The sequence below is a fragment of the Xanthomonas maliensis genome, from assembly GCF_009192945.1.
Classification (GTDB): Bacteria; Pseudomonadota; Gammaproteobacteria; order Xanthomonadales; family Xanthomonadaceae; genus Xanthomonas; species Xanthomonas maliensis.
This window is the reverse complement of record NZ_NSET01000055.1, coordinates 21,109-45,516: the sequence shown is the minus strand read 5'-3', so window position 1 is coordinate 45,516 and position 24,408 is coordinate 21,109. Positions and strand designations below refer to the sequence as shown.

General features: G+C 67.4%; 28 protein-coding genes and 1 pseudogene. 19 read left to right on the top strand and 10 right to left on the bottom strand.

Annotated features, from left to right (window positions below):
* Positions 1 to 126: 126 nt before the first annotated feature.
* Positions 127 to 585 carry a copper chaperone PCu(A)C gene (locus CKY51_RS17340; RefSeq protein ID WP_022973202.1) on the bottom strand — a complete coding sequence of 153 codons (459 nt, stop codon included), beginning with the start codon at positions 583 to 585 and terminating at the stop codon, positions 127 to 129.
* Positions 586 to 608: 23 nt separating this feature from the next.
* On the opposite strand from CKY51_RS17340, the gene CKY51_RS17335 reads away from it, so the two are divergent.
* The 4 genes from CKY51_RS17335 to CKY51_RS17320 all read left to right on the top strand — a co-directional run bounded on the left by CKY51_RS17335 (position 609) and on the right by CKY51_RS17320 (position 3,614).
* The gene (locus CKY51_RS17335; RefSeq protein ID WP_022973203.1) at positions 609 to 1,379 is read left to right on the top strand and encodes an enoyl-CoA hydratase/isomerase family protein; all 771 of its coding nucleotides are present in this window, start codon (positions 609 to 611) and stop codon (positions 1,377 to 1,379) included.
* Positions 1,380 to 1,442: 63 nt separating this feature from the next.
* Positions 1,443 to 2,348, top strand: coding sequence for an acyl-CoA thioesterase II (gene tesB, locus CKY51_RS17330; protein WP_022973204.1), 906 nt, complete (start codon positions 1,443 to 1,445; stop codon positions 2,346 to 2,348).
* A 3-nt stretch (positions 2,349 to 2,351) separates the two neighbouring features.
* Positions 2,352 to 2,870, top strand: a complete 519-nt coding sequence (locus CKY51_RS17325; RefSeq protein ID WP_022973205.1) for a putative signal transducing protein — start codon at positions 2,352 to 2,354, stop codon at positions 2,868 to 2,870.
* 258 nt (positions 2,871 to 3,128) lie between these two features.
* Positions 3,129 to 3,614, top strand: a complete 486-nt coding sequence (locus tag CKY51_RS17320; RefSeq protein ID WP_211904907.1) for a hypothetical protein — start codon at positions 3,129 to 3,131, stop codon at positions 3,612 to 3,614.
* Between the two features lie 323 nt (positions 3,615 to 3,937).
* Here CKY51_RS17320 and CKY51_RS17315 read toward each other — a convergent pair whose 3' ends face one another.
* A complete protein-coding gene (locus CKY51_RS17315; RefSeq protein ID WP_031340234.1) occupies positions 3,938 to 4,528 on the bottom strand; it encodes an EF-hand domain-containing protein in 591 nt (196 codons plus the stop codon).
* A gap of 197 nt (positions 4,529 to 4,725) precedes the next feature.
* Between CKY51_RS17315 and CKY51_RS17310 the strand changes: the two genes are divergently transcribed.
* Positions 4,726 to 5,478 carry an arginyltransferase gene (locus tag CKY51_RS17310; protein ID WP_022973208.1) on the top strand — a complete coding sequence of 251 codons (753 nt, stop codon included), beginning with the start codon at positions 4,726 to 4,728 and terminating at the stop codon, positions 5,476 to 5,478.
* A pseudogene (locus CKY51_RS17305) lies at positions 5,435 to 6,737 on the top strand (endonuclease/exonuclease/phosphatase family protein). Before CKY51_RS17310 ends, CKY51_RS17305 begins: the two are co-directional and overlap by 44 nt.
* Before the next feature lie 66 nt (positions 6,738 to 6,803).
* Here the strand turns inward: CKY51_RS17305 and purT are convergent.
* Positions 6,804 to 8,006: a formate-dependent phosphoribosylglycinamide formyltransferase gene (purT, locus tag CKY51_RS17300; RefSeq protein WP_022973210.1), complete on the bottom strand. Its 1,203-nt coding sequence runs from the start codon at positions 8,004 to 8,006 to the stop codon at positions 6,804 to 6,806.
* A 228-nt stretch (positions 8,007 to 8,234) separates the two neighbouring features.
* On the opposite strand from purT, the gene CKY51_RS17295 reads away from it, so the two are divergent.
* The 7 genes from CKY51_RS17295 to CKY51_RS17265 all read left to right on the top strand — a co-directional run bounded on the left by CKY51_RS17295 (position 8,235) and on the right by CKY51_RS17265 (position 12,541).
* Positions 8,235 to 9,101 carry an SPFH domain-containing protein gene (locus CKY51_RS17295; protein ID WP_022973211.1) on the top strand — a complete coding sequence of 289 codons (867 nt, stop codon included), beginning with the start codon at positions 8,235 to 8,237 and terminating at the stop codon, positions 9,099 to 9,101.
* Positions 9,102 to 9,111: 10 nt separating this feature from the next.
* Entirely contained in the window at positions 9,112 to 9,396 is a 285-nt protein-coding gene (locus tag CKY51_RS17290) for a hypothetical protein (protein ID WP_022973212.1), read from the top strand.
* Positions 9,393 to 9,572 (top strand): type II toxin-antitoxin system antitoxin, encoded by a 180-nt coding sequence (locus CKY51_RS17285; RefSeq protein ID WP_022973213.1) that lies wholly within the window; start codon positions 9,393 to 9,395, stop codon positions 9,570 to 9,572. The genes CKY51_RS17290 and CKY51_RS17285 overlap by 4 nt, the downstream gene beginning before the upstream one ends.
* A complete protein-coding gene (locus CKY51_RS17280; RefSeq protein WP_022973214.1) occupies positions 9,569 to 9,745 on the top strand; it encodes a DUF4177 domain-containing protein in 177 nt (58 codons plus the stop codon). The genes CKY51_RS17285 and CKY51_RS17280 overlap by 4 nt, the downstream gene beginning before the upstream one ends.
* 1 nt (position 9,746) lies before the next feature.
* Positions 9,747 to 11,069 carry an alpha/beta hydrolase gene (locus CKY51_RS17275; RefSeq protein ID WP_031340238.1) on the top strand — a complete coding sequence of 441 codons (1,323 nt, stop codon included), beginning with the start codon at positions 9,747 to 9,749 and terminating at the stop codon, positions 11,067 to 11,069.
* Complete coding sequence (locus CKY51_RS17270; RefSeq protein ID WP_152249553.1) at positions 11,066 to 11,653, top strand: PH domain-containing protein; 588 nt, start codon at positions 11,066 to 11,068, stop codon at positions 11,651 to 11,653. Before CKY51_RS17275 ends, CKY51_RS17270 begins: the two co-directional genes overlap by 4 nt.
* Positions 11,654 to 11,740: 87 nt before the next feature.
* Positions 11,741 to 12,541, top strand: coding sequence for a M15 family metallopeptidase (locus CKY51_RS17265; RefSeq protein WP_022973217.1), 801 nt, complete (start codon positions 11,741 to 11,743; stop codon positions 12,539 to 12,541).
* 34 nt (positions 12,542 to 12,575) lie between these two features.
* Here CKY51_RS17265 and CKY51_RS17260 read toward each other — a convergent pair whose 3' ends face one another.
* From CKY51_RS17260 to CKY51_RS17240, 5 genes are all read right to left on the bottom strand, one after another.
* Positions 12,576 to 13,247, bottom strand: coding sequence for a DNA-3-methyladenine glycosylase family protein (locus CKY51_RS17260; RefSeq protein WP_022973218.1), 672 nt, complete (start codon positions 13,245 to 13,247; stop codon positions 12,576 to 12,578).
* Positions 13,248 to 13,619, bottom strand: coding sequence for a DUF423 domain-containing protein (locus CKY51_RS17255; protein WP_038221846.1), 372 nt, complete (start codon positions 13,617 to 13,619; stop codon positions 13,248 to 13,250).
* A gap of 96 nt (positions 13,620 to 13,715) precedes the next feature.
* Positions 13,716 to 14,903, bottom strand: a complete 1,188-nt coding sequence (locus CKY51_RS17250) for a polyketide cyclase (RefSeq protein ID WP_152249552.1) — start codon at positions 14,901 to 14,903, stop codon at positions 13,716 to 13,718.
* 474 nt (positions 14,904 to 15,377) lie between these two features.
* Positions 15,378 to 16,019 carry a response regulator gene (locus CKY51_RS17245; RefSeq protein WP_022973221.1) on the bottom strand — a complete coding sequence of 214 codons (642 nt, stop codon included), beginning with the start codon at positions 16,017 to 16,019 and terminating at the stop codon, positions 15,378 to 15,380.
* A complete protein-coding gene (locus tag CKY51_RS17240) occupies positions 16,019 to 17,212 on the bottom strand; it encodes a sensor histidine kinase (RefSeq protein WP_022973222.1) in 1,194 nt (397 codons plus the stop codon). The genes CKY51_RS17245 and CKY51_RS17240 overlap by 1 nt, the downstream gene beginning before the upstream one ends.
* A 142-nt stretch (positions 17,213 to 17,354) precedes the next feature.
* Between CKY51_RS17240 and CKY51_RS17235 the strand changes: the two genes are divergently transcribed.
* The 5 genes from CKY51_RS17235 (at position 17,355) to CKY51_RS17215 (ending at position 20,375) form a co-directional block, all read left to right on the top strand.
* The gene (locus tag CKY51_RS17235; RefSeq protein ID WP_022973223.1) at positions 17,355 to 17,951 is read left to right on the top strand and encodes a GNAT family N-acetyltransferase; all 597 of its coding nucleotides are present in this window, start codon (positions 17,355 to 17,357) and stop codon (positions 17,949 to 17,951) included.
* A gap of 3 nt (positions 17,952 to 17,954) precedes the next feature.
* Positions 17,955 to 18,704, top strand: coding sequence for a septum site-determining protein MinC (gene minC / locus CKY51_RS17230; RefSeq protein WP_152249551.1), 750 nt, complete (start codon positions 17,955 to 17,957; stop codon positions 18,702 to 18,704).
* Positions 18,705 to 18,739: 35 nt separating this feature from the next.
* Entirely contained in the window at positions 18,740 to 19,549 is an 810-nt protein-coding gene (minD, locus tag CKY51_RS17225) for a septum site-determining protein MinD (RefSeq protein ID WP_152249550.1), read from the top strand.
* 2 nt (positions 19,550 to 19,551) lie between these two features.
* Positions 19,552 to 19,809, top strand: coding sequence for a cell division topological specificity factor MinE (gene minE, locus CKY51_RS17220; RefSeq protein ID WP_152249549.1), 258 nt, complete (start codon positions 19,552 to 19,554; stop codon positions 19,807 to 19,809).
* 71 nt (positions 19,810 to 19,880) lie between these two features.
* Positions 19,881 to 20,375 carry a hypothetical protein gene (locus tag CKY51_RS17215; RefSeq protein ID WP_031340967.1) on the top strand — a complete coding sequence of 165 codons (495 nt, stop codon included), beginning with the start codon at positions 19,881 to 19,883 and terminating at the stop codon, positions 20,373 to 20,375.
* A 59-nt stretch (positions 20,376 to 20,434) separates the two neighbouring features.
* Here CKY51_RS17215 and CKY51_RS17210 read toward each other — a convergent pair whose 3' ends face one another.
* Positions 20,435 to 21,736: a sensor histidine kinase gene (locus CKY51_RS17210; RefSeq protein ID WP_031340968.1), complete on the bottom strand. Its 1,302-nt coding sequence runs from the start codon at positions 21,734 to 21,736 to the stop codon at positions 20,435 to 20,437.
* Complete coding sequence (locus CKY51_RS17205; RefSeq protein WP_022974523.1) at positions 21,729 to 22,424, bottom strand: response regulator transcription factor; 696 nt, start codon at positions 22,422 to 22,424, stop codon at positions 21,729 to 21,731. Before CKY51_RS17205 ends, CKY51_RS17210 begins: the two co-directional genes overlap by 8 nt.
* A 154-nt stretch (positions 22,425 to 22,578) precedes the next feature.
* On the opposite strand from CKY51_RS17205, the gene CKY51_RS17200 reads away from it, so the two are divergent.
* Positions 22,579 to 24,312 carry an ArnT family glycosyltransferase gene (locus CKY51_RS17200; RefSeq protein WP_022974524.1) on the top strand — a complete coding sequence of 578 codons (1,734 nt, stop codon included), beginning with the start codon at positions 22,579 to 22,581 and terminating at the stop codon, positions 24,310 to 24,312.
* Positions 24,313 to 24,408: the final 96 nt, after the last annotated feature.

Here is a 24,408-nt window from a genome sequence, read left to right as displayed (position 1 = left end):
GGCGGCATCCACGGATGCCGCCGTTGTCGTTTCTGCAGTGCGATCTGCGTCATGCGTGCAACCGACGCCAACGATCAGGCGAGCGATACGGCGCGCCGATCAACGGCCGGCGGGCCTGCGCAGCGCTTAGGGCGTGCGCACCTGCAAGGCGCCCTGGATCTTCTGGCCATCGTCCAGCACAAAGCGCACCGGCACGCTCTGACCGGCCTGCACCGGCTTGCCCGGATCCATCAGCATCAGGTGCAGACCGCCCGGCGCCAGCGTCACCGCGCCACCGGGCGGCAGCACCAGCGCCGGCACTGCGCGCATGCGGCTGACGCCATCGACCAGCGTGGTCTCGTGCAACGACACATCGGCGAACGCGCTGCTGCTGACCGAGGTCACCCGCACAGGCTGCTTGCAGCCATTGTGGAAACTGCCGAATCCTGCCGCCATTCCCATGCCGCCCGGTGCCGGCAGGCGAATCCAGCCATCCTTGAACTCGGGCAGGCAGGCCGCCGCCGCGCCCGCACTGACCAACCATGCCACCGCACCCAGCAACGCGATGGCGCCGATACGTCGCCGGCTTTGACTGCCGTCTATCATGATCCGATCTCCAGGAGCCCCGAATGAGCATCCAGATCTTAGACCATGGCCGCGTCCGCGAAATCCGCCTGGCACGCCCGCCGGTCAACGCGCTCGATACCGCGCTCTGCCAGGCACTGACCGCTGCGGTACAGCAGGCTGCCGATGAGACCGACGGCATCGTGCTCTCGGGCAGTGAGCGGATCTTCTCCGGCGGCATGGACGTGCCGCACCTGCTGTCGCACGGCAACGATCGCGTCGCCCTGCTGGCCAGTTGGACCGCCTTCTTCCAGGCGGCGCAAACGCTGGCCAACAGCCCTGTGCCGGTGGTGGCGGCGATCGGAGGCCATGCACCGGCCGGTGGCTGCGTACTGGCATTGTGCTGCGACTACCGGGTGATGGCGCGCAGCGCCGATGCCACCCGTCCCTACGCGATCGGCCTGAACGAAGTACAAGTCGGGCTGGCGGTGCCGGAGGGCGTGCAGCGCCTGCTGCGACGCGTGGTCGGTGCGCACCAGGCCGAGCGCCTGCTGGTGGCGGGCGCGATGGTCCCGGCCGAACAGGCGGTCAAGCTGGGACTGGTCGACGAATTGGTCGACGGCGACCTGGTGACCGCACGCGCGGTCGCCTGGCTGCAGGAACTGCAGCAACTGCCGCGCCAACCGATGCTGGCCACCCGCGAGGTCGCCCGTGCCGACCTGCGTGCCGCGCTGACCGCCGAACTGATCGCACTGGATCGCTTCGTCGACGGATGGTACGCAGCAGACGCGCAGGCCGCCTTGCGGGCGCTGGTGGCACGGCTACAGAAGGCTTGAGGCCGCTGGCAGCGACCGATGGCCCGCTATAATCGCCGTCTGTCGCATCTGTAGGGCTGTCCCTTGTCCGCCTCCGCCGCACCCGTGGTCTCCGAACTGATCAGCCTGCTCTCGCTGGAGCGGCTGGAAGACAACCTGTTCCGCGGGCAGAGCCGCGATATCGGCACCAAGTACGTGTTCGGCGGACAAGTGCTCGGCCAGGCGCTCGCCGCCGCGCAGGCGACGGTGACCAACGGCCGCCAGGCGCATTCGTTGCACGCCTACTTCCTGCGTGCCGGCGACATCGAGCACCCGATCGTCTACGACGTGGATCGCACGCGCGATGGCGGCAGCTTTTCGGTGCGTCGCATCACCGCGATCCAGCACGGCAAGGTGATCTTCTTCTGTGCGGCGTCCTTCCAGCAGCACGAGGACGGCGCCCAGCACCAGTCGGCGATGCCGGTCGTGCCGCCGCCGGAAGACATCGCACCGACCGCGCCGTTGGCGCCGGAAGTCCTGGCCACCTTGCCGGCGAAGGTGCAGCGCTGGCTCTCGCGCGGCGGCCCGTTCGAATTTCGCCACGTGTTCCCACGCGACGAACTCGATCCCCCCAAGCGCCCGCCATTCCAGCAGATGTGGCTACGGTTGAACGACCCGATCGGCGACGACGTCGGCCTGCACCAGGCATTGCTGGCCTACGCTTCGGACTTCCAGTTGCTCGGTACCTCCACCTTTCCGCATGGCATCAGTTACTACACGCCGAACGTGCAGATGGCGTCGCTGGATCATGCGTTGTGGTTCCATCGTCCGTTCCGCACCGACGACTGGTTGCTGTATTCGCTCGACAGTCCGACCGCGCAGGGCTCGCGCGGATTGGCGCGTGGACAATTCTTCACCCGCGACGGTGTGCTGGTCGCCAGCACCACCCAGGAAGGCTTGATCCGGGTCGTGCACGACGGCAGCGCCAGCGCCGTCCCGGCCAAGGACTGAACCATGCGCAAGATCTTCAGCAGCCAGCGCATCGAAACCGCCGAAGGCGTCGCCGAGCTGTTGCGCGATGCCGGCATCGAAGTGCGAATGAGCAATGGCCGCTCCTACCAGAGCAAACGCAGCGGTCAGTTCAGCTATCTCGACCAGGGCAATGGGCAAGCCCATCCCACCGTGTGGATCGTGCATGCCAACGATCAGCCGAAAGCACGCGAATTGCTGCGCGAGGCACGCTTGCTCGACACAACACGTCGCGACCTGCCGCATGCCGAATACACCTTCCGCGACGGCGAGACCGGCTCGAGCACCAGCGCGCGCAGCTGGGCCTGGCGCATTCGCCTGGCCTTGCTGGTGGTGATCGCCGGCGTGGCGATGGTGGTGGTCCTGCGCCATCGCGGCGCGTCGGCGCCCGCCGCCACGCCGCAGGTCGCACCAACCGCCCAGCCGCAGCGACCTCCCCCAGCACAACAGCCACCCGCCGATCAGGACGAGGAACTGCGCGTGCGGATCCAGCCCACGCGCTGAATCCACATCACCAGCGGCCCGTACTCCCACCCGGTGCGCAGCGTCGATCGTCGGCAGGCCACGCAACGGCGACGCGCCATGCGCGATGCCGCCCGACTCTCGCGCACACGGTCGTCGCAACGGCGGCCATCGATGATCGCGCACGGCGCAGGCTATTGCGCAGTCCGAAGCGATGCGCCCGCATCCGATGACAACCGACATCGGGCACGAGCGCCGATGCTATAAGCACCCGGAGTCCACCAGTTCGGGAGCATGGGAGTGAGAGCAAGCATCGTCACCAGTCTGCTGATGATGGTCAGCATGAGCGCCGGCGCGGAGGGGCTGACCAGTTCCCCCGACGGCAAGACCCTGGCGGTCAGCTTTGGAGCACCGACCTTCAAACAGGTGCTGCACTACCGGAAGATGTACGACAAGAAGCCGTTCCCCGATGCGGAGATCTATTACTTCAGCAACGGCCTGTACAAGATCATCTCGCAGGGCGAAAACCACTACGGCGTCTACGTGCTGCAGGGCGCGTTCGAGGACGAGACCTATACGATCCGGTTCATCTCGCTCCCGTCGGAGGACTGGGGCAACAAGACCGCATTCCACCAGCTGACCTTCGTGCGTGGCGGCAAGGAGAATGTGTTCATCCAGAACGCCATCGTCGATACCGGCGAGGCGATCGCCCAGCAGAACGGCACCTACACGCTGGAGAAGAACACCGTCACCAATCCAGTGCCGACGAAGTGGAAGCAGGACTGATACCACCATCGCCCTCGGCCGCCAAACCTAGAGCGTGCGGTGTCCTTTGAGGTGAGTGCGACGCGTCCTGTGGCGCGTGGAGACAATACATGCGGCTTGCATTGGCGCCCGCCAAGCCTGCGCCAGGCAGCACCCGCTCCGCACCGCAGGCGGCCAACGCCTCTCATCTCAAAGTGCATGACGCGCCCTAAGTGCCCTCCCGCGACAGCGGGAGGGCACGGTCGATCGGCGCCTTGTGACGTACAACGTGTTGCCTGCTGCATTGGACCGACGCAGCACCCCTGAAATCCAGGCCGTCGATGACCGGCCTGGACAATGCGCACTCAGCGATTGGTCGCAGGTGCCGGCGGCGGCGCGCCGTTGCCATGGTCGCCGTGCCCCTGCATGCCACCCGGGCCATGGCCGCCGCGCCACTGCGAGGCCGCGTCGAATTCGGCCTTGCTCAACTTGCCGTCCTTGTCGGTGTCGGCCTTGGCGAACCAGGCGTCGCGTTGCTGCTGCATGCGCAGCTGTCGATCGGTGCGATCGACATAGCCGTCCTTGTTGAGATCCATGCGGTCGAAACGCTTGGCAAAAGCAGGATCGGCCTGGGCCTCCTGGCGACTGATGCGACCGTCCTTGTTGACATCGAGCTTGGCGAACCAGGCGTCGGGGCCGCCGCGTCCGTGACCCCAGCGATGGGGACGCTCGTCGGGCGAGAGCTTGCCGTCCTTGTTGGTGTCCAAGGCATCGAAGCGCGCGGCCAGGGCCGGATCGGCAGCGGCCTCGCTGCGGTCGATCATGCCGTCGCCGTTCTTGTCGAGCTTGCTGGGCGGCGGCATATCGCCGGTCGTCTGCGGTGTCGCAGCCAGCACCGAGCCGGTGGACAGGGCGGCCACGATGGCCAGTACGAGAAGCGGTTTGCGGGACGTCATGGGACACTCCTGGAAGATGGGAACCACACGGCCCGTGCATGGGCCGCCGTGCGCAGATGCCAGACCGGGATCGCCCGAGCGCTGTCACCAACACCCTCATCAACGGGCGGACAGCCACTGCGTTGACGCCGGACACGTGCCGATTCATTCGGCGGACAGTCGCCGCCGCTGCGACGCGCAAGCGCTATCCTGCACGCATGGCCATCCATGCCGACGCCCACGACGACCTGCGCCTGTTCCAGACCGGCGAGCACCCCTGCGGCTATTGGGCCGACCGGCAGGCGCGCGACCTGGTGCTCGATCCGCACGATCCTCGTCTGGGCGCGATCTATCCGCAGGCACTGGCCTGGGGCTTCCGCCGCTCCGGGGATCTGGTCTATCGCCCGCATTGCGCGCAGTGCCGCGCCTGTGTGCCGGTGCGCATCGCAGTGGACGCCTTCCATCCGGATCGCAGCCAACGTCGCTGCCTGGCACGCAACCAGGATCTGGTGGTGCGCGTCGTCGCCGCCGAACGCACCGCCGAACAACTGGCGCTGTATCGTCACTATCTCGGTCAACGCCATCCCGGTGGCGGCATGGATACGCATGGTGCCAACGAGTTCGACCAGTTTCTGATCGGCGGCTGGTCGCATGGCCGCTTCCTGGAGATCCGCGCGCCAGCCGTCGATCATGCGCCTGGTCGCTTGCTGGCGGTGGCGGTGACCGACGTGACCGAACACGCCTTGTCGGCGGTCTACACCTTCTACGCACCGGAAGTGGCGCAGCGCAGCCTGGGCACGTTCGCCATCCTGCAACAGATCCAGTGGGCGCGCCGCGAGCGCCGTGCGCACCTGTATCTGGGGTACTGGATCGACGGGCACGCCAAGATGCACTACAAGCGGCGCTTCAGCGCCTTGGAAGCCTACGATGGCCGCCAGTGGCGTGACCTGCCCGCGCCTGCCGCCAATTGAGTCGCCGCCGACCTCGGCATGCCACATTGGCATGCGAGAATGCCGCGATGATCAGACCCCTCTTGTTGCTTGCGCTGGGTGTGCTGTGCACGGCCTGCGCCCATCGCGCCGCCACGCCGGCAACCAGCGCCGATACGCCGGCAGCGGGCACGCTGCGCGTGGCCACCTACAACACCTCGTTGTACTCCGACGAGGCCGGCGGCCTGGTACGTGAGCTCGAAGGCGATAGTGCGCATGCGCGCAAGATTGCCGCGGTGCTGCAACGGGTGCGCCCGGATGTGGTCCTGCTCAACGAGTTCGATTTCGACCCGCAACATCGCGCGGCCGACCTGTTCCAGCAGCGCTATCTGGAAATCGCCCAGGCAGGCGGTGGCGCCGCGTTGCGCTATCCCTACCGCTATCTGGCAGCGGTCAACACCGGCGTGCCGAGCGGCTTGGACCTGGACGGCAACGGCAGCGTCGGCGGCGAAGGTCGCAACCGCGGCAATGATGCCTGGGGTTACGGCTTGCATCCCGGTCAATACGGCATGTTGCTGCTCTCGCGCTATCCGATCGACGCGCAGGCGGTGCGCAGTTTCCAGTTGCTGAAATGGAGCACCCTGCCCGGCGCGCTGCGGCCGGTGGATCCGGCCAGCGGCCGCTCGTTCTACAGCGATGCGGTATGGGCGCAGTTGCGGCTGTCGTCGAAGTCGCATTGGGACGTCCCGGTGCGCACGCCGCTGGGCGTGGTGCATGCACTGGTCTCCCACCCCACCCCTCCGGTCTTCGACGGTGCCGAGAAGCGCAACGCCGCGCGTAACCATGACGAACTGCAGCTCTGGCGCGCGTATCTGGACAATGCTGCCAACGCGCAATGGCTCTGCGACGACCAGGGCCGTTGCGGCGGACTGCCGGCCGACGCGCGCTTCGTGATCCTTGGCGATCTCAATAACGATCCGGTCGATGGCGACGGCCGCCATGCAGCGATCCGCGCCCTGATCGATCACCCACGGGTGCTGCGCTATCCGCCGCCGCGCAGTGCTGGCGGACCGCAGAAGACCGCCGAATACGCCGCCAAGGGCGTGGTGCACATGGGCGATCCACAGCAGGTGACCGGCGACTTCGGCCCGCAGGCGGGCACGATGCGGTTGGACTATGTGCTGCCTTCGCGGCAGTTCACCCTGGTCGGCAGCGGCATCTTCTGGCCGGCCGACGACAGCCCGGATGCGGCGATCGCCGATGGCAGCGATCACCATGCCGTGTGGTTGGACCTGCGCTAAGCGTGGCTGCACCGATCGGTTGAATCCAGCGGCGGCACCGCGCGCCCGCGCATCACTGCGCAGCGTTCATGGCTCCAGGCGTATCTGTAACGCCTCCGCCGCTGCGCGTGCCTTCGCGCGTGCGGTCTCCACGTCCTGCGCCCGTGCCAGGGTGACGCCGACGCGCCGCTGGCCTTCCACACGCGGCTTGCCGAACAGCCGCAGAGCGGTATCCGGGTCGCGCAGCGCGTCGGCGACGTTGTCGAACACCGGCACGCCGCTGCCATGCGCCAACAGCGCGCACGATGCCGACGCGCCGCTGTGGCGAATCGTTCCGCCGGCGTCGGCTCCCACCGGCAAGCCGAGAATGGCACGCGCATGCAGCGCGAATTCGCTCAACTCCTGCGAGACCAGGGTGACCAGGCCGGTGTCGTGCGGGCGCGGCGAGACCTCGCTGAACCACACCTCGTCGCCCTTGACGAACAACTCCACGCCGAACAAGCCCCAGCCACCGAGATCGTCGGTGATGGCCAGGGCAATCGCCTGCGCACGCTGCAACGCGGCATCGGACATCGGCTGCGGCTGCCAGCTCTCGCGATAGTCGCCGTCCTTCTGCCAGTGGCCGATCGGAGCGCAGAACGCGGTGCCGCCGGCATGCCGCACCGTCAGCAAGGTGATCTCGTAATCGAAGTCGATGAAGCCCTCGACGATGCAACGGCCGGCACCGGCACGCCCGCCGGTTTGTGCATACGCCCACGCGGCCTCGACCTGGTCGGCACTGCGCACCGTGCTCTGGCCCTTGCCCGAGGACGACATCACCGGCTTGACCACGCACGGCAGCCCGACCGCAGCGATCGCAGCGCGGTACTCCTCGACGGTATCGACGAAGCGATACGGCGAGGTCGGCAGGCCCAACGTCTCGGCTGCCAAGCGGCGGATGCCTTCGCGGTCCATGGTCAGGCGGGCGGCGCGCGCGGTCGGGATGACCCGCTGGCCCTGCTCGCGCTCCAGCGCGACCAGCGTCTCGGTATGGATCGCCTCGATCTCCGGCACGATCAGGTGCGGACGTTCGTGCGCGATCAACGCGCGCAGCGCCTCGGCGTCGAGCATGTTGAGCACGTGCGAACGATGGGCGACCTGCATCGCCGGCGCATCGGCATACCGATCGGCGGCGATCACCTCCACCCCGAACCGCTGCAATTCGATCGCCACTTCCTTGCCCAGTTCCCCCGAGCCCAGCAGCAGCACACGCGTGGCGGAGGAAGACAGCGGCGTACCGAGCGTGGTCATGGCGATTCCAGCAGCGAAAGGGATCCCGATTCTACCGGCTAGGACCGATCAGGCCGCGCCAGCGCGCTAGTTGGCAGCTGCAGCGGCGCGGCTGCCGCTGGCTGGCCTGGCTCAGGGAGCACGGACGCACCGGCTGGCACAGCCGATCACGGCAGTCCGGCCGACGGACGGCATGCACACCTGATATCAATCTGATATCTTTTTCTCAAACCCCAAGGACGCTCCGCCATGAAAGAGAAGTCGCTCGGTTCGCTCTCCGGCATTCCGGTGATCGCCGTCAGTGTCGTCGTGCTGCTGCTGTGCGCCGCGGCGATGATTGCTGCGGGCATGGACCGCCTGCCCCCGCTGGCGATGCTTCCCGCCATCCTGCTGGCTGCCGTCAACATCTTCATCCTGGTCGGCCTGTACACGCTGGAGCCGAATCAGGCGGCGGTGCTGAGCCTGTTCGGCAAGTACGTCGGCACCGTCAAGGACCCTGGCATGCGCTGGAACAACCCGTTCCTGGCCAAGCGCAAGGTCAGCCAGCGCGTGCGCAACTTCGAGAGCGGCCGGCTCAAGGTCAACGAACTGGATGGCAGCCCGATCGAAATCGCCGCCGTCATCGTCTGGCAGGTGCTGGACGCCTCCGAGGCGGTCTACAACGTCGACGACTACGAGAGCTTCGTGCATATCCAGTCCGAGGCCGCGCTACGCGCGATGGCGACCAGCTACCCCTACGACCAGCACGAACCCGAGCAGATCTCCCTGCGCAGCCACCCGGCCGAGGTCAGCGAGCAGCTCAAGCGGCACCTGGACGAACGTCTGACCCAGGCCGGCGTGGACGTGATCGAGGCGCGCATCAGCCATCTGGCCTACGCCCCGGAGATCGCCCAGGCCATGTTGCAACGCCAGCAGGCCAACGCGGTGATCGCCGCCCGCACCCGTATTGTCGCTGGCGCGGTGGGCATGGTGGAAATGGCGCTGGCCGAACTGCACAAGAGCGGCGTGGTCGCGCTGGACGAGGAACGCAAAGCGCACATGGTCAGCAACCTGCTGACCGTGTTGTGCTCGGACCGCGGCACACAGCCGGTCGTCAACACCGGATCGCTGTACTGAGGCCGGCCGCATGAACATCCTGGTTCCGCTGGCAGTCGCGCTGTCGGCCCTGCCGGCGCTGGCGATCGCCGCTTCCATCGGCGCCGATTCCGACGATCGCGCACGCGGCCTGGGCCTGCGCTGGGCGCTGCTCAGCCTGGTCATCCTGCTGGGTGCCGCCGCCCTCTACTGGGCCGGCGACAACCACCTGGGCGTGATCGCCGTGGTGGTCGGCATGATCGTCGGCGTCAACGCGCTGATCGTCTCGATGGTGCTGCATCTGCGCCGGCATGCCCGTGGCGGGGGACAGCGGTGAGCGAAAAGAAGGCCTATCCGTTACGCATCAACGCCGAGGTCCTGGCCGCGGCGCAACGCTGGGCCGACGACGAACTGCGCAGCCTCAACGCGCAGATTGAATACGTGCTGCGCGACGCGCTGCGCAAGGCTGGGCGGTTGCCCAAACCGCGAGACGACAAGGAGCCCGAACCATGAGCAAGCGCTGGGAATACCTCACCCTGGAGGCCAAGACCAATCTGATGCTGGGCCTGAAAGTGGAAGAGCTGCAGGCCGATCTGAACAAGCACGGCAAGCTCGGCTGGGAGCTGGTCAACGTCGTCGCACTGCCGGGCACCAAACCGCTACTGATGTTCAAGCGGGAGGTCTGACATGCGCCCGCAGCGGCGCCTCGCGCCGGCAATGGTGGCGCTGCTGACACCGCTCGCGGGGCTGGCCGCGGTGCCGCAACAGACCGCCAGCGCGCTGCTGGATCGCCTGCAGGCCGGCGACCTCGCCGCGGTCGAAGCCGAGTTCACCCCGGCGATGGCCAAGGCGGTGCCACCCGACAAGCTGGCCGAGGCCTGGCGCACGCTGTCCGCACAACTGGGCACCTTGAAGCAGCGCGGCCCGGCCAGCGAACGCCAGCAGCACGGGCTGCGCGTCATCGAACAGCGCCTGCAGTTCGAGCGCGGCGCGCTGCTGGCGCATGTCTCGATCGATGCGGACGGCAAGATCGCCGGCCTGCTGTTCACCCCCGCACCGCCGCCGGCGCCTCCACCGCCCGCCGCCGATGCCGGCTTTACCGAACAGGCGTTCGCGGTGGGCCCGCTGCCGGGCACGCTGGCGCTGCCGGCGGGCAAGGGGCCGTTCCCGGCGGTGGTGCTGGTGCATGGCTCGGGCCCGCAGGACCGCGACGCGACGATCGGCCCGAACCATCCGTTTCTCGACGTCGCACGCGACCTGGCCGCACAGGGCATCGCCGTCCTGCGCTACGACAAACGCACCTTCGCCCTGCCGGAGAGCTTTGCCGGGCGCATCGACGAGGGGTTCACCATGGACGAGGAAACCACCGACGACGCCGTCGCCGCGGTGGCGGCGCTGGCGCGCACGCCCGGCATCGACCCTGCGCGCATCGTGGTGATGGGTCACAGCCAGGGCGGCATGCTTGCCGGCCGCATCGCACGCCGCTCCGGCAAGACCGCCGGCATCGTGCTGTGGGCGGCGCCTGCGCGACCATTGCTGGACCTGCTGATCGAGCAGAACCGCTACCTGCTGCGCCAGGAACATCCGCCGTCGCCACAACGGCAGGCGGCGCTGGCCGAGATCGAGCGCCGCGTCGCCAAGGTCCGCGGCAGTGGCGAGGTGGCACGCAGCGATTCGCCCATGGACGTGCCCGCCGGCTACTGGCGCGCGATCGAACAGGTCGATCCGGTCGCCGACGTCCGCGCGCTCGGGCAGCCGGTGCTGTGGCTGCAGGGCGAGCGCGATTTTCAGATCACCGCACCGGACTGGCAGCGTTGGCAGCAGGCATTGGCGCAGGATCCCAAGGCGACCCTGCGGCGCTATCCAGCGCTGAACCATCTGGGTATTGCCGGCAGCGGGCCGCCGGGCCCCGCCGACTATGCACACGCCGGCCACGTCGATGCGGCACTGATCGCCGATGTCGTCGCATGGATCCGTGCCTTGCCCGCCGCCTCCGGAGCATTGCCATGACAGCGCGTCCCGCTTCCATGCACGATCGCGCGTATCCGGTGGTCGCGCCGACGGGGCTGGGTCTGCTGCTTTGGCTGGGGCTGCCGCTCCTATTTGCCGCTCTGCTCATCGGCGGCATGACGCTGCACTCGGCGCATCGCGGCGCCAGCGGCGTCCATATCGGCCTACTGATGCTGATCGCGGTGGTCTGCGGCGCCTCGTGGGCACGGCGACAGGTGTTGCTGCGCGGTGACCGGCTGGAAGTGCGTGCAGGATTCCTGCGCCGCCGCGTCGCGGTGGCCGCGATGCGGCTGGAGGGCGCTCGTGTCATCGACCTGGGCGAACGCATCGAGTTCAAACCCGGACGGAAACTGTTCGGCTTCGGCTATCCGGGCTTCCATGCTGGTTATTTCCGCACCCGTGGCGGCCACAAGGCGTTTTGCCTGCTCACCGCCGAGCGCGCGCTCGCCATCCCGCTGCACGACGGGCGCTGGTTGCTGCTGAGCGTCGAACAACCGCGAAGGCTGCTGGAGGATCTACATGCCACAGCAGCACTGCAGGTGCCGGTGGCGGCTGTCGCTGGCCGTGTGCAGCACCGGCATTGAGCCTGGCCCACGGGCGACACCGAGCGCGGCCCGCTGCCGCGAACAGCGTGACTGGCCGCGCATCGCCATTGGCCCTACCCTGTCGCGATGCGCTCCGTTCCAGCCCTGTTGCTCAACACCGCCCGTATCGAATTGCTGCCGGCCGCATTGCTGCGCGCGCGCAGCAATGCCGACGCCCGCCAACTCGCGCAGGCCACCTGGCTGCTGCGGCGCAAGCGCGATGGTCGCTATCTGGCGACCGCGAGCCGCCATGGCGTGCACGCACTGGTGCCGCGCCTGAGGCACGAAGCCGGCATCGACGCCGCCCTGGATTGTCTCGATCGCCTGCACGGCAGCCCGCGCGCGGCGATGACGGCCGCGATGCCCTTGCCGGTGACCACACTGCAACAGCAGTTGGCCGAGCTTGGGCTGGAAGCTGCAGCGTATGCACGCGCGACCGGGCTGGCATTGCAGGCCGAACCGAGCCTGCTGCATGCGGCCGGCCGCGATCGTTATGCCCGCCCGCTGTGGCTGAGCGCCGGCGCGGCACGCGCATGGCGCGCGCTACGCCATGCCGCTGCCGGCAATGGCGTGGTGCTGGAAGCGATCTCCGGGTATCGCAGCCACGACTATCAACTCGGCATCTTCCAGCGCAAGTTCGCCCGCGGCCTCGCGCTGGCACAGATCCTCGCCGTCAACGCCGCACCGGGCTTCAGCGAGCACCATAGCGGCGATGCACTGGACATCGGCACACCCGGCGAGCCACCTGCCGAAACCTCGTTCGAGGCGACGCCGGCATTCGTCTGGCTGAGTGCTCACGCCGCCCGTTTCGGCTTCCGCTTGAGCTATCCACGCGACAATCCGCACGGCATCGTCTACGAGCCCTGGCATTGGCGTTGGCACGGGTAACACCGCCCGGTGGGCCTGCAACGGCGCAGAGCGCTCAGTCCTGCGAGCGATTGGTCGGCACTGCCGCCGCCGCGAAATCAGCGATCCGCCACAGATACAGGGCCGCATAGCTGCGGTAAGGCGCCCAGCGTTCGCCGCGCGCAGCCAGCTCCAGTGGCGTCGGCAAGCGCGCCTGGTCGTCCACGCGCTGGGCGCCCTTGCGGATACCCAGATCGTCGATCGGCAGCAGGTCCGGGCGACCCAGCCGGAACATCAACATCATCTCCACCGTCCAGCGACCGATGCCGCGTACCGGCAGCAAGGCCTGCACGATGGCCTCGTCATCCATCCAGGCCAGTTTGCGCAGCGACGGGATCTCGCCCTGCAGCTCGCGTCGCGTCAGATCGCGCAACGCCAGCGTCTTGTTGGCCGACACGCCACACGCGCGCAGGGCGACATCGTCGAGACGCCCCAGTGTGTCGGCATGCAGCCGGCGTGCACCGATCGCGGCCTCGACACGTCCGACGATGGTCGCAGCGGCCTTGCCGCTCAACTGCTGGAACAGGATCGCGCGCGCCAATGCGTCGACCGGATCGAAACTGCTGCGCCAGCCGGCAGGCGCAGCCAGCGGCCCGATACGCCGCATCCACACCGCCAGCGCGCGATCGCGCCGCGCCAGATGGGCGTAGGCGCCGGCGACATCGAAACCGCGCGCATGGTGTGGCATTCAGCGCCTCAAGGCAGCGATCGCCAGCACCAGCCAACCGAGCATGAGGCATACGCCCCCGACCGGGGCCAGGCTGGTCGGCCACTGCAACAATGCCGCACCGACCAGGCTGCCAGCGAACAGCACGGTCCCCAGCAACAACAGCGACAAGCCGGCCTTGGCCAGGGTTCGTGTCTGCGCTGGCGCCAGCACCGCCAGCACGGCGCCATGGCCAAAGGCGTAGTACGCCGCCAGTTGCAGCCGCGACTGCACCACGGCATCGCTCACGCCATGCGAAGCGTAGGCAGACAAGCCGATGGCGGTGGCCGCCAACAGGGCGCCAACGCAGGCCAGCAGCGATGGGGGATGCTTGCGACGATCGAGCAGGGACATGGCGGGATCCACGGGCGGAGACGACAGCAAGGGCAAAAAAAAACGCGCCGCAAACATGCGGCGCGTCTTCGTCTGGGTCAAGCCATCCTGGGATGGTTACTTGATCGCCCAGTACACATCGTAGGTGCCGTCCTGGGTGAAGGACTTGTCCACGCCACCCTTCCATGCTTCGTACGGACGGTCGGTCACGTCCTGGCCGGTGGTGGCGGCCCAGGCGCGCAGCGAGTTGCGCACTGCATCCAGGCCCGCCATGTGACCGGCGTAGGTCGCGAAGGCAGAGCGATGCGGCTGGGTACGCTCGTACTTGACCGGCGCATCGGACGGGATGTTGACCTTCAGCGGCTCGCCCACAGCGGCCACAGGAGTCGCATCGACCGGTGCGGCGGGAGCGGCGGGAGCGGCGGCGTCCTTGTCCTTCTTGGCATCATCCTTGGCGGCATCGGCCGGCTTGGACGCACCACCGGCCTTCTTGCGCACCGGCTGCACCACGTCGAAGGCGTACTTGTCGCTCGCGAAGTCGGTGGTGACGATGCGCACCGGACCGGCCGTTTCCAGGCCGTTGGCATCCATCACGCGCTTGATCCATTCCTGGTTGTCCTTGATGGACTTCTTGATGGTCTCGTTGTCGCGATCGATGTTGCCGGCGGTGACCACCAGCAGATCCTCGGCGGGCACGTCGACGATCTTCAGATCGCTCAGCACCGGCTTGCCGTCGAGCTCGGCGCGGTAGTCGAAGTTCGGCACCGTGGCCAGCGTGTTGGCCAGGCGGCTCAGACCCAGCTTCAGGTCGTCGCCGACGTGGCGGCTGACGTAGAGGCCGGCGTAACGACCAAACAGGTTCCAGCCGTACTTGACGCTGTAGTCCTGGGTGATCTTGACGTTACGGTTGTTCTTGCCGGTCGGAGCGAGAACGAAGTGGGTGACCTTGTCGTAGCCCTTGGTGGGATCCTGGATCGCAATCTCCACGCGCTCGTTCTTCACGCTATTGGTGATCTCCCAGCTGCCCTGGCCAATGTAGCCTTCGGTGGAGCTGTAGTCGACGCGTGCACCCTTGCCCTCTTCCGGGCCGGCCAGCTTCAGCTGGATCTTCGGGTCGCGCAACACCAGCGGGTTCCAATCCTTGAAACGACGGAAGCTGTTCACGGTGTCGTAAACGATCGTCATCCTGCGGTTGGTCTCGACACTCTCGGACATCTGCCGTTCCGAGGGCAGCACCAGGCCCACCACGACAAACAAGCCAGCCACGATCCCCAAGGCGATCAGGAACTCGATAATACGGGTCATTCAGGAGGTCTCCGGGGCCGATCCCACGGCCGGGTTGAGTGAAGCGAAGCCACCATCCTAGCAGGCTTCGGGACAGATGTTCAGTTGTGCGACGGGCAGCGCGGTCCTGCGGTGTCATCGCGCCGCACCAGCGCTAGCGCGATCGTGCGCAACGTCAATGACGGCAAGGCTTCCACCGATCGGCCGGGGCTCATCATGCATATGGACGCGTGCGGGCGTGTGAGCACGTGGCCCCTCGTACAGGCGTGTGCCATCGGCCCCGTCCGGCAGCAGACACGGTCGACCGCCGTTTCGATCATTGCCATCGACGGGCAATCACTGGGTGGACCACCGACCGAGTGCAGCGTGAAGGCTTCAGGCCTGTCCTGCGGCGGGCCGTTGCTCGCATGCCCGCCGCAGCGAACGCTCTGACGGACCGGAACGCGCGACCGCGCGCCGGACCACCTCCCCGCCGTTCGGCGCTGCTCGCCGTCGCTAGACGAGTTGCAGTTCGAACGCCTTCAGCACCGCCCGGGTGCGGTCGCGCACGCCGAGCTTGGACAGAATGTTGGACACGTGGTTCTTGATCGTGCCCTCGGCCACGCCCAATGAGTTGGCGATCTCCTTGTTGGAGAAACCGCTGGCCATCAGGCGCAGGATCTCGGTCTCGCGATCGGTCAACGGGTCGGGCCGGTCCAGGCTGACGAATTCGTTGCGCATGTGCTCCAGGCCCGACAGCAGCCGCTGGGTCACCGCCGGTTGCACCAGCGAGCCGCCATCGGCGACGGTGCGGATGGCGCCGACCAATTGCTCCAGCGAGACGTCCTTGAGCAGATACCCCTTGGCCCCGGCCTTGAGCCCGGCCAGCACCAATTGATCGTCGTCGAAGGTGGTCAGGATGATGGTCGGCGGCAGTGTGCCGTTGCGCGAGAGGGTCTGCAGCGCCTCCAGCCCGGACATCACCGGCATGCGCATGTCCATCAGCACCACGTCCGGCTGGATCTGCGGGATCTGCTCGACCGCCTGACGGCCGTCGGCCGCCTCGGCGACCACCTCGATGCCGTCGTCCAGCGCCAACAGCGAGCGGATGCCCTGCCGCACCAGGGTTTGGTCGTCGACCAGGCAGACACGGATCATCAGGACACTCCTTGGGTCACGGCCACCGGCATCAGTGCCGGCGCGCCTGGAACGGAAATGCGCAGGCCAAAGCCCTCGCCCCTCCGGCTTTGAATCTCGAGCTGGCCACCATATTGGCTGAGCCGCTCGCGCATACCGCGCAGTCCGTTGCCGGGCGCCACCGCGTCGGCGCCCTGACCATCGTCGCGGGCCTCGATCAACACGCTGCCGCCATCGCGGCGGACCTGGATCCAGAGGTTGCGCGCACCGGCATGGCGGACGGCATTGGTGATGATTTCCTGGGTGCAGCGCAGCAGCACGTGGGCGCGCTCGGGATCGTCGACGGTGATCGGCTGGGCGATATCCAGGTGAATGTCCAGTGCGGGCACCCGCGTCACCAGCGGCCGCAGCGCCGCCTCCAGGTCGATGGCACCGCTCTCGCGCAACTGACTGACCGCTTCGCGCACATCGGTCAGCAACAGCTTGGCCAGGGTATGCGCCTGGCGCACATGCTCCTGCGCCTGCCCTTCGGTGATGTGCCCAGCCACTTCCAGGTTCAGGCTGAGCGCGGTCAGGTGATGGCCGAGCAGATCGTGCAGCTCGCGCGAGATGCGGGTGCGTTCGTTGACGCGTGCGCTTTCGGCCAAGAGCGCGCGGGTGGCGCGCAACTCGGCGTTGAGCCGGCGTTGCTCGTCGCGGCCCTCGGCCTGCTGCCGTGCGACCAGGCTGGTCACGAAGATGAACATCGAGAAACCGCCGTACAGCAGCGATTGCATGACCGCGGCAAACATCGGGATGCCCAGCAACAGGTAGTAGACCGGCAACACCGCCAGCTGGCTCAGCACCAGCCAGACCACCCCGACCCGCAGCGGCAGCAGCCAGGGAATGACGCCGGCGGCCACCATCATCAGGATGCTGCCGAGCCCGGTCCGGGTCAGATAGCTCACTGCCAACGCGCAGATCGTCAGCAGCAGCAGGATCAAACGGTCGTACCAATGCGCGTGGCCACCGCTGCTCAGCCCACGGGTCAGCCAGAAGTAGCTGGCGCCGAAGCCGACGAAGAACGCCGACATCGCCATCGCCTCGCGCAGACTGCGGTGATCGCCGTCCTCGGCCGGCCCCCAATAGGTGTACACCAGCGGCATGGCGATCATGGCCCAGGTGAACAGGCCGGCGAGGCGCAACACGCGCGTATGACTGAGGTGTCCCAACATGCACGCATCTTAGGTCAGCCCCCCGCGTGCCCCCTCGTCCCGGAAGTCATGGATGGGGCCGGGTCGCCGCTTCAGGCCACGCATGCAATAATCTGCCGCAGATCCGGTTTTCGGGTCGACCGCGTTACCCCACGGAGTCCCAATGTCGATCGTCATCCGCGACGTGCGCGAGCACGAGCTCGATTCCGTCCTGGCCCTGAACAACAATGCCGGACTGGCGATCCTGCCGCTGGATTCAACCAAGCTCCATCGCTTCTACGCACAGGCCGAATACTTCCGCGTCGCCGAGCGCGACGGCAACCTGGCTGGCTTCCTGGTCGGCTTCGGTAGCGGCAGCGCTCACGACAGCAGCAATTTCGCCTGGTTCCGCGACCGCCACCCGGAATTCTTCTATATCGACCGCATCGTCGTGGCCAGCCGCCGGCGCGGCGGCGGTGTCGGACGGGCGTTCTATGCCGACGTCCAGAGCTATACCGAGCTGCGCTACCCGCAGCTGGCCTGCGAAGTCTTCCTGGATCATGGCGCCGATGCCGCCCTGCTGTTCCACGGTAGCTTCGGCTTTCGCGAAGTCGGCCAGAACACCATGCCGGACGTGGATGTGCGCGCCAGCATGCTGATGAAGGACATGTGCAGCTATCCCTGGGTCAAGGAGACCTACGGTGGCAAGCTGCCCGAAGAACTGCCCTGGGTGGGCCGCCCGCGCGCGTTGGTGGCCGACAACCGTTCGACGGGGACCTGAGGCGTGGCGAGCGTAAATCTGGATTTCGAACAGGCCGGCGAGCTGAAGATCGGCCAGGTCGGCATCGCCAACCTGCGCATCCGCACGCTGGACGTGCCGCGGCTGGTCCGCGAGATGCAGGAGCGGGTGAGCCGCGCGCCCAAGCTGTTCGGCCGTGCCGCGGTGATCCTGGACTTCGGTGGGCTTTCGCAAACGCCTGACGCGGCCACCGCGCAGGCCTTGCTGGATGGCTTGCGTGGTGCCGGCGTCCTGCCGGTGGCGCTGGCCTATGGCACCAGCGAGATCGACCTGCTCTCTCAACAGCTCGGGCTGCCGCTGCTGGCCAAGTTCCGTGCCCAGTACGAGACGAGCGCGGCGACCAGTCCACCGCCACCGCCGCCACCGCCCGCGCGGGCCGAACCGCCAGCCCCGGCCGCCCGGCCCTCGCCCGGCCGCATGCAGCGCAATGCGGTGCGCTCGGGCCAGCAGGTGTACGCCGAACATTGCGACCTGACCGTCCTCAATACGGTCGGCGCCGGTGCCGAGGTAATCGCCGACGGCAGCATCCATATCTACGGTACCCTGCGTGGCCGCGCCTTGGCCGGTGCGCAGGGCAATCCCGATGCGCGCATCTTCTGCCGCGACTTCCACGCCGAACTGGTCGCCATCGCCGGCCACTACAAGGTGCTGGACGATGTTCCCATGGACCTGCGTGGCAAGGCCGTCCAGGTCTGGCTGGAGCAGGATCAGATCAAGATCGCTGCGCTTGATTGACGCAGCTCAACCACAGAAATATTCGGAGAGATCCTTTGGCTGAAATCATCGTAGTCACCTCTGGCAAGGGCGGCGTCGGCAAGACCACCACCAGCGCGAGCCTGGCCTGCGGACTGGCACGACGCGGCAAGAAGGTTGCCGTCATCGACTTCGACGTCGGCCTGCGCAACCTGGACCTGATCATGGGCTGCGAGCGCCGCGTGGTGTACGACTTCGTCAATGTCGTGCACGGCGAAGCCACGCTCAAGCAGGCGCTGATCAAGGACAAGCGCTTCGAGAACCTGTACGTGCTGGCCGCCTCGCAGACCCGCGACAAGGATGCACTGACCCAGGACGGCGTGGAGAAGGTGCTCAAGGACCTGGCCGCCGACGGCTTCGACTACATCGTCTGCGATTCGCCGGCCGGTATCGAGAAGGGTGCGTTCCTGGCGATGTATTTCGCCGACCGCGCGGTGGTCGTGGTGAACCCGGAAGTGTCCTCGGTGCGCGACTCCGACCGCATCATCGGCCTGCTCGATTCCAAGACCCGCAAGGCCGAGAACGGCCAGAACGTGCCGGCCTTCCTGCTGCTGACCCGCTACAGCCCGGGCCGGGTGGAAGGCGGCGAGATGCTCAGCATCACCGACGTGGAAGAAGTGCTGGGACTGAAGGCCATCGGCGTGATTCCCGAATCCGGCGATGTGCTCAATGCCTCCAACAAGGGCGAGCCGGTGATCCTGGACACTGAATCCCCGGCTGGCCAGGCCTATGAAGACGCGGTCGCCCGCATCCTGGGCGAAGAGCGCCCGATGCGATTCACATCCGTGGAGAAGAAAGGCTTCTTCAGCAAGCTGTTCGGAGGGTAAGCATGGGCCTGCTCGATTTCTTGAAGAGCAAGAAGAACACCGCCGAGACGGCCAAGAACCGCCTGCAAATCATCATCGCGCAGGAGCGCAACCACCGCGGCGGGCCGGACTACCTGCCGCTGCTGCAACGCGAACTGCTGGAAGTGATCAAGAAGTACGTCAACATCGATGCCGATGCCGTCCGCGTGGACCTGGTCAAGGATGGCGAACACGACGTGCTCGACATCTCCGTGGCCTTGCCCGAGGACAGCGACAAGTAAACCGCGGCGGCAGCGTGTCCGCACGTTGCCGCCGACGCTTGTCCTACTGCTGACACCTGCGACCCCACCGCGTGAACAGCTCCCCTGCTTCTCTCGAAGATCCCGCCGACCGCGTGCTGCGGATTGGCGACATCGGCCTGGACGCTCCCGCGGCCTTGCTCGCCGGCTACGGCCTGCGCCTGCACCGGGTCGCGGACGACGCCGCCATCCCGGGCAGCTTCTGGGGCGAACCGGAGGCCGGCATCATCGGCTGCGATGTCTATGTGCGCGACGACACCCCGGTGCACTCACTGCTGCACGAAGCCGGTCATCTGATCGTATTGCCGGCCGAACGGCGTGCGGCAGTACATACCGATGCCACCGATTCGGTCGAGGAAGAAGACGCGACCTGCTATCTGCAGATCCTGCTCGCCGAGCGCCTGCCCGGCGTCGGCAGCGCGCGGCTGATGGCCGACATGGACGCCTGGGGCTATACCTATCGATTGGGCTCCACCCGTGCCTGGTTCGAGCAGGACGCCGAGGATGCCCGTCGCTGGCTGCAGGAGCGCGGTCTGCTGCCTCGGTGAGGCGCCCCTGCGCGGCGCGCCCATGCTGACCGAACCGTCCCGCGCTGCGAATGCCAGCTTCAGGCGGGCACAGGCGCCGGCAGCTGAATCGACGCGGACAGATCCAGCATGGCCACCGTACCCTGCCCCTCCCTGCCATCCAATTGCAAATGCCAGCCCAGGTGCTCGCACAGCCGGCCGATCAGTTCCAGCCCGATGCCGTCGCCCTGCCGCGCCTTGCGACGCGCCATGCGCGCGTAGATGGCACTGATTTCCTCCGGGCTCATGCCATGGCCGGGATCGGCGATGCGCACCACCCCCGGTGCCGGCAGGGTGATGCTGACCACACCGCGGTCGCTATGTTCGATCGCATTGCGCAACAGGTTACCGATCGCGGTCTGCACGATCGCCAACGGCGCCAGCAAGGTGCAGGGCTGCAGCGCCTGCATCTCCACCCGCAGATCCTTGTCGGCGCACAGATGCGCGTGATCGGCGACGATCTCCGGCAACAACTGCTCCAATGCCACCGCCTGGCTGCTGCGCGCCAGCCGCGCCGGATCCTTGGCCAGGACCAGCAACAGCCCGATCAACTGCTCCACCGCGGCACTGGTCTGCGCGACGCGTTGTAGTTGGTGACGGACGAGGTCCGGCGTATCCGGCTGCTCCAGCGCCAATTCGGCCGCGTTGCCGATCACCGCGATCGGGGTGCGCAGCTCGTGGCTGGCGCTGTCGATAAAGGCGCGTTCGCGCTCGACGAACTGGCCATTGCGCTCCAGATAGTCGTTGAGCGCATCGGCGATGACGTACAACTCTGCGCTGCCCTGCCGGCCGACCGCCACGCGCTGGTCGCGGCGCCCCGGACGCAAGGCACCGATGTCGCGCGCCAACTCGGCCAGCGGGCGCACCAGCCGGTCCATGGCAAAGGTGCCCATCAACACGGTGATGACGATCAGCGCGACGCCGGCCACCAGCATCCAGCGATTCAGGAAGTGCTCCAGCGCCTCGAAGTCGGTGATGTCCAGCGCCAGCACCAGCCGCCCGGCGTGCGGCGTATCGCGCACAACCACTGCGTTCTGTCGGCCCTGGAGCTCCACCCCGTCATGCAGGCCCGGATGCAGGGTCCGCAATTGCGCCGGCACCTCGGCACCGCCCGCGAGGCGATACAGCCGCAAGGTGTCCGAGTCCTGCCAGTGATAGGCCGGATCCCGCGCGCTGCGCTCCAGGATGCTGTCCAGCTCCGAGTTGAGCAGCGCGCGCCACACGCCGTGCTCGGCGCGCTCGTGCAGGTACTGCGCAGTGCTGAACACCGCCAGCACCATCAAAAAACTGTAGCCGAGCAGCCAGACCAGCACGCGCCGCCCCAATGGCCGCCGGCTAGCCATCGGACGACTCGTCGGCGACCGGGGCCAGGCGATAGCCCAGCCGCGGCAGCGTATGGATCAGTTTGTGTGCGAACGGGCCATCGACGCTGCGGCGCAGTTCGTAGATATGCGAGCGCAACATGTCGCCGTCCGGCGGGTCGTCGCCCCACAACGCGTGTTCCAGGCGCTGGCGACTGACGGCTGCCGGGCTGGCCTGCATCAGCAGTTCCAGCAGCTTGCGGCAGGCCGGGTACAGATGCAGCGGCTGGCCGCCACGGGTGGCCGCCAGCGTCGCCAGGTCCAGGCGCAGATCGGCCACCTGCAACAGCTTGCCGCGCCGGCGCCCTTGCGCGCGCGCCAGCAGAGCCTCCAGGCGAACCTCCAATTCGGGCAGTGCGAACGGCTTGGTCAGGTAGTCGTCGGCACCGGCGCGGAAGCCGGCGATCTTGTCCGGCAGTTCGTCGCGGGCAGTGAGCATGATCACCGGCAGCTCGCTGTGGTGTTCCTCGCGCAGCCGCCGCAACACTTCCGGGCCGTCCATGCGCGGCATCATCCAGTCCAGCACCAAGACATCGTAGTGCTGGGTGGTGGCCAGATGCAGGCCGGTGACGCCATCGGGTGCGGCATCGAGCGTATGGCCGCGCGCTTCGAAGTAGTCGAAGAGATTGGCGACCATGTTGCGATTGTCTTCGATGACCAGCAGCCGCATGCGCGGGGTTCCAGAGCGGCCCGACAGGGACGGTGTGCGCATCCTACCCGAGGCCGCCGACCGTGGTCGTCCCTGCCACCTCGCCCGGGTGGCCGGCATCCGACAACTTTCCGACCCGCTTGCCAGTTATCGTGCGGACCTTTTTAATGCGGTCGTGCGTGTGTCGCCTGCCAGCGTTTCCAGCCTATCGCGCACCACCGCGCTGCGCGTCGCATTGTTGCTCATCGTCCTCAGCCTGCTGGCCGGACTGGGCCTGCGCCAGCCCAATCCTCCCGACGAGCCGCGCTTCGTGCTGGCGGCGCGCACCATGGTCGATACCGGCCACTGGCTGCTGCCGCACCGCGGAAGCGAGCTCTACGCGGAAAAGCCGCCGGTGTTCATGTGGTTGCAGGCAGCGACCTACGAGCTCGTACCGCATTGGACGGTCGCCTTCCTGTTGCCCTCGCTGCTGGCCGCGCTGGCCACGCTGTGGCTGACCTGGGACCTGACCCGGCGGCTGTGGAATCGGCGCGTGGCCAGCACTGCGGTGTTGGCGCTGTTCGCAGTGCTGCAATTCGGCCTGATGGCCAAGCGCGCGCAGATCGACATGGTGCTGGTGGCGCTGACCACGCTGTCGCTGTGGGGGATGCTGCGCCACCTGCTGCGCGGCCCGGACTGGCGCGCCTGGACGCTGGGACTGTTTGCGGCCGGCGTGGGCACGGTCACCAAGGGTGTCGGATTCTTGCCGCTGCTGCTGTTGCTGCCGTGGATGGCGCTGCCGCGCCGGCACTGGAGCGTGCTGCCGGCACGCGCCCGGGCCGGGCGCAGCTGGCTGTTGGTGCTGCCGGCGTTCGTGGCCGGTACCGCGGTGTGGCTGGCGCCGCTGGGCATCGCGCTGTTGCACAACGACGATCCGCAGCTGCACGCCTACGCGCACGAGCTGTTGTTCAAGCAGACCGGCACGCGCTATGCGCATGCCTGGCATCACGTCAAACCGTTCTGGTACTACCTGCAGGTGATGGCCACCTTGTGGCTGCCAGGCTGCCTCCTGTTTCCCTGGCTGCTGCCGGCCTGGTGGCGGCGGTTACGGCGCGGCGACCCACGCTATGTCTTGTTGCTGAGCTGGAGCCTGCTGGTGCTGCTGTTCTTCAGCGCCAGCCCGGGCAAGCGCGAGGTCTACATCTTCCCGATGCTGCCGGCGCTGTGCATGGCCGCCGCGCCGCTGTTGGCGGGGTTGCTGCGCCGCCGGGGCGTGCAGGTGCTGCTGACCGGCTATGTCGCCCTGCTGGCACTGGCCGGGCTGCTGCTGGGCGGCGGCATCGCGCTGCATCTGCAATGGGCGCAAAACGTGGCAGTCAAACGCGGAATGGAGCTGGCCTCGCTGCAGGCGGTGGGCGGCTGGTTGATCGGCCTGGGCGTGGTCGGCCTGGCGGCGCTGCTGTGGTCGCGCGGCAAGCGCAGCGGCACCGCGGTGGTGGTGGTGACCGCCGCGTTGTGGGCGGTGTACGGCCTGAGAATGATGCCGGCGCTGGACCCTTATAGTTCGTCGTCGCGGCTGATGCAGCGTGTGGGGCAGCGGATCGGCCCGGACGCGGAGCTGGGCATGCTGGCCTGGCGCGAACAGAACCTGCTGCAGGCCGATCGCCCGGTGACCGACTTCGGCTTCAAGGCCAGTTGGCCGGAACAATGGGCCAAAGCCGGCCCCTGGCTGGCGCAGGCGCCGGACAGGCGCTGGCTGTTCGTGCTCAAACAGGCGGTGCCGGCCTGCATCGACCCGGCGCAACGGATCGATATCGGCGAATCCAACCGCAATCAGTGGCAGCTGCTGCCCGGCACGGCCTGGCACGCCGGTTGCATCGCCACCGCGTCGGACCCCGACAGCAGCAGCGGCGAGAGCGAGGCAGACTGAACGCCCCGTATCGCATTAACGGCTGAGCAACCCAGGTCCGACCGCTTTCCGACATCGCGCTTTTGAAGATGCCGGCCATACCGACGGTCTTGACCC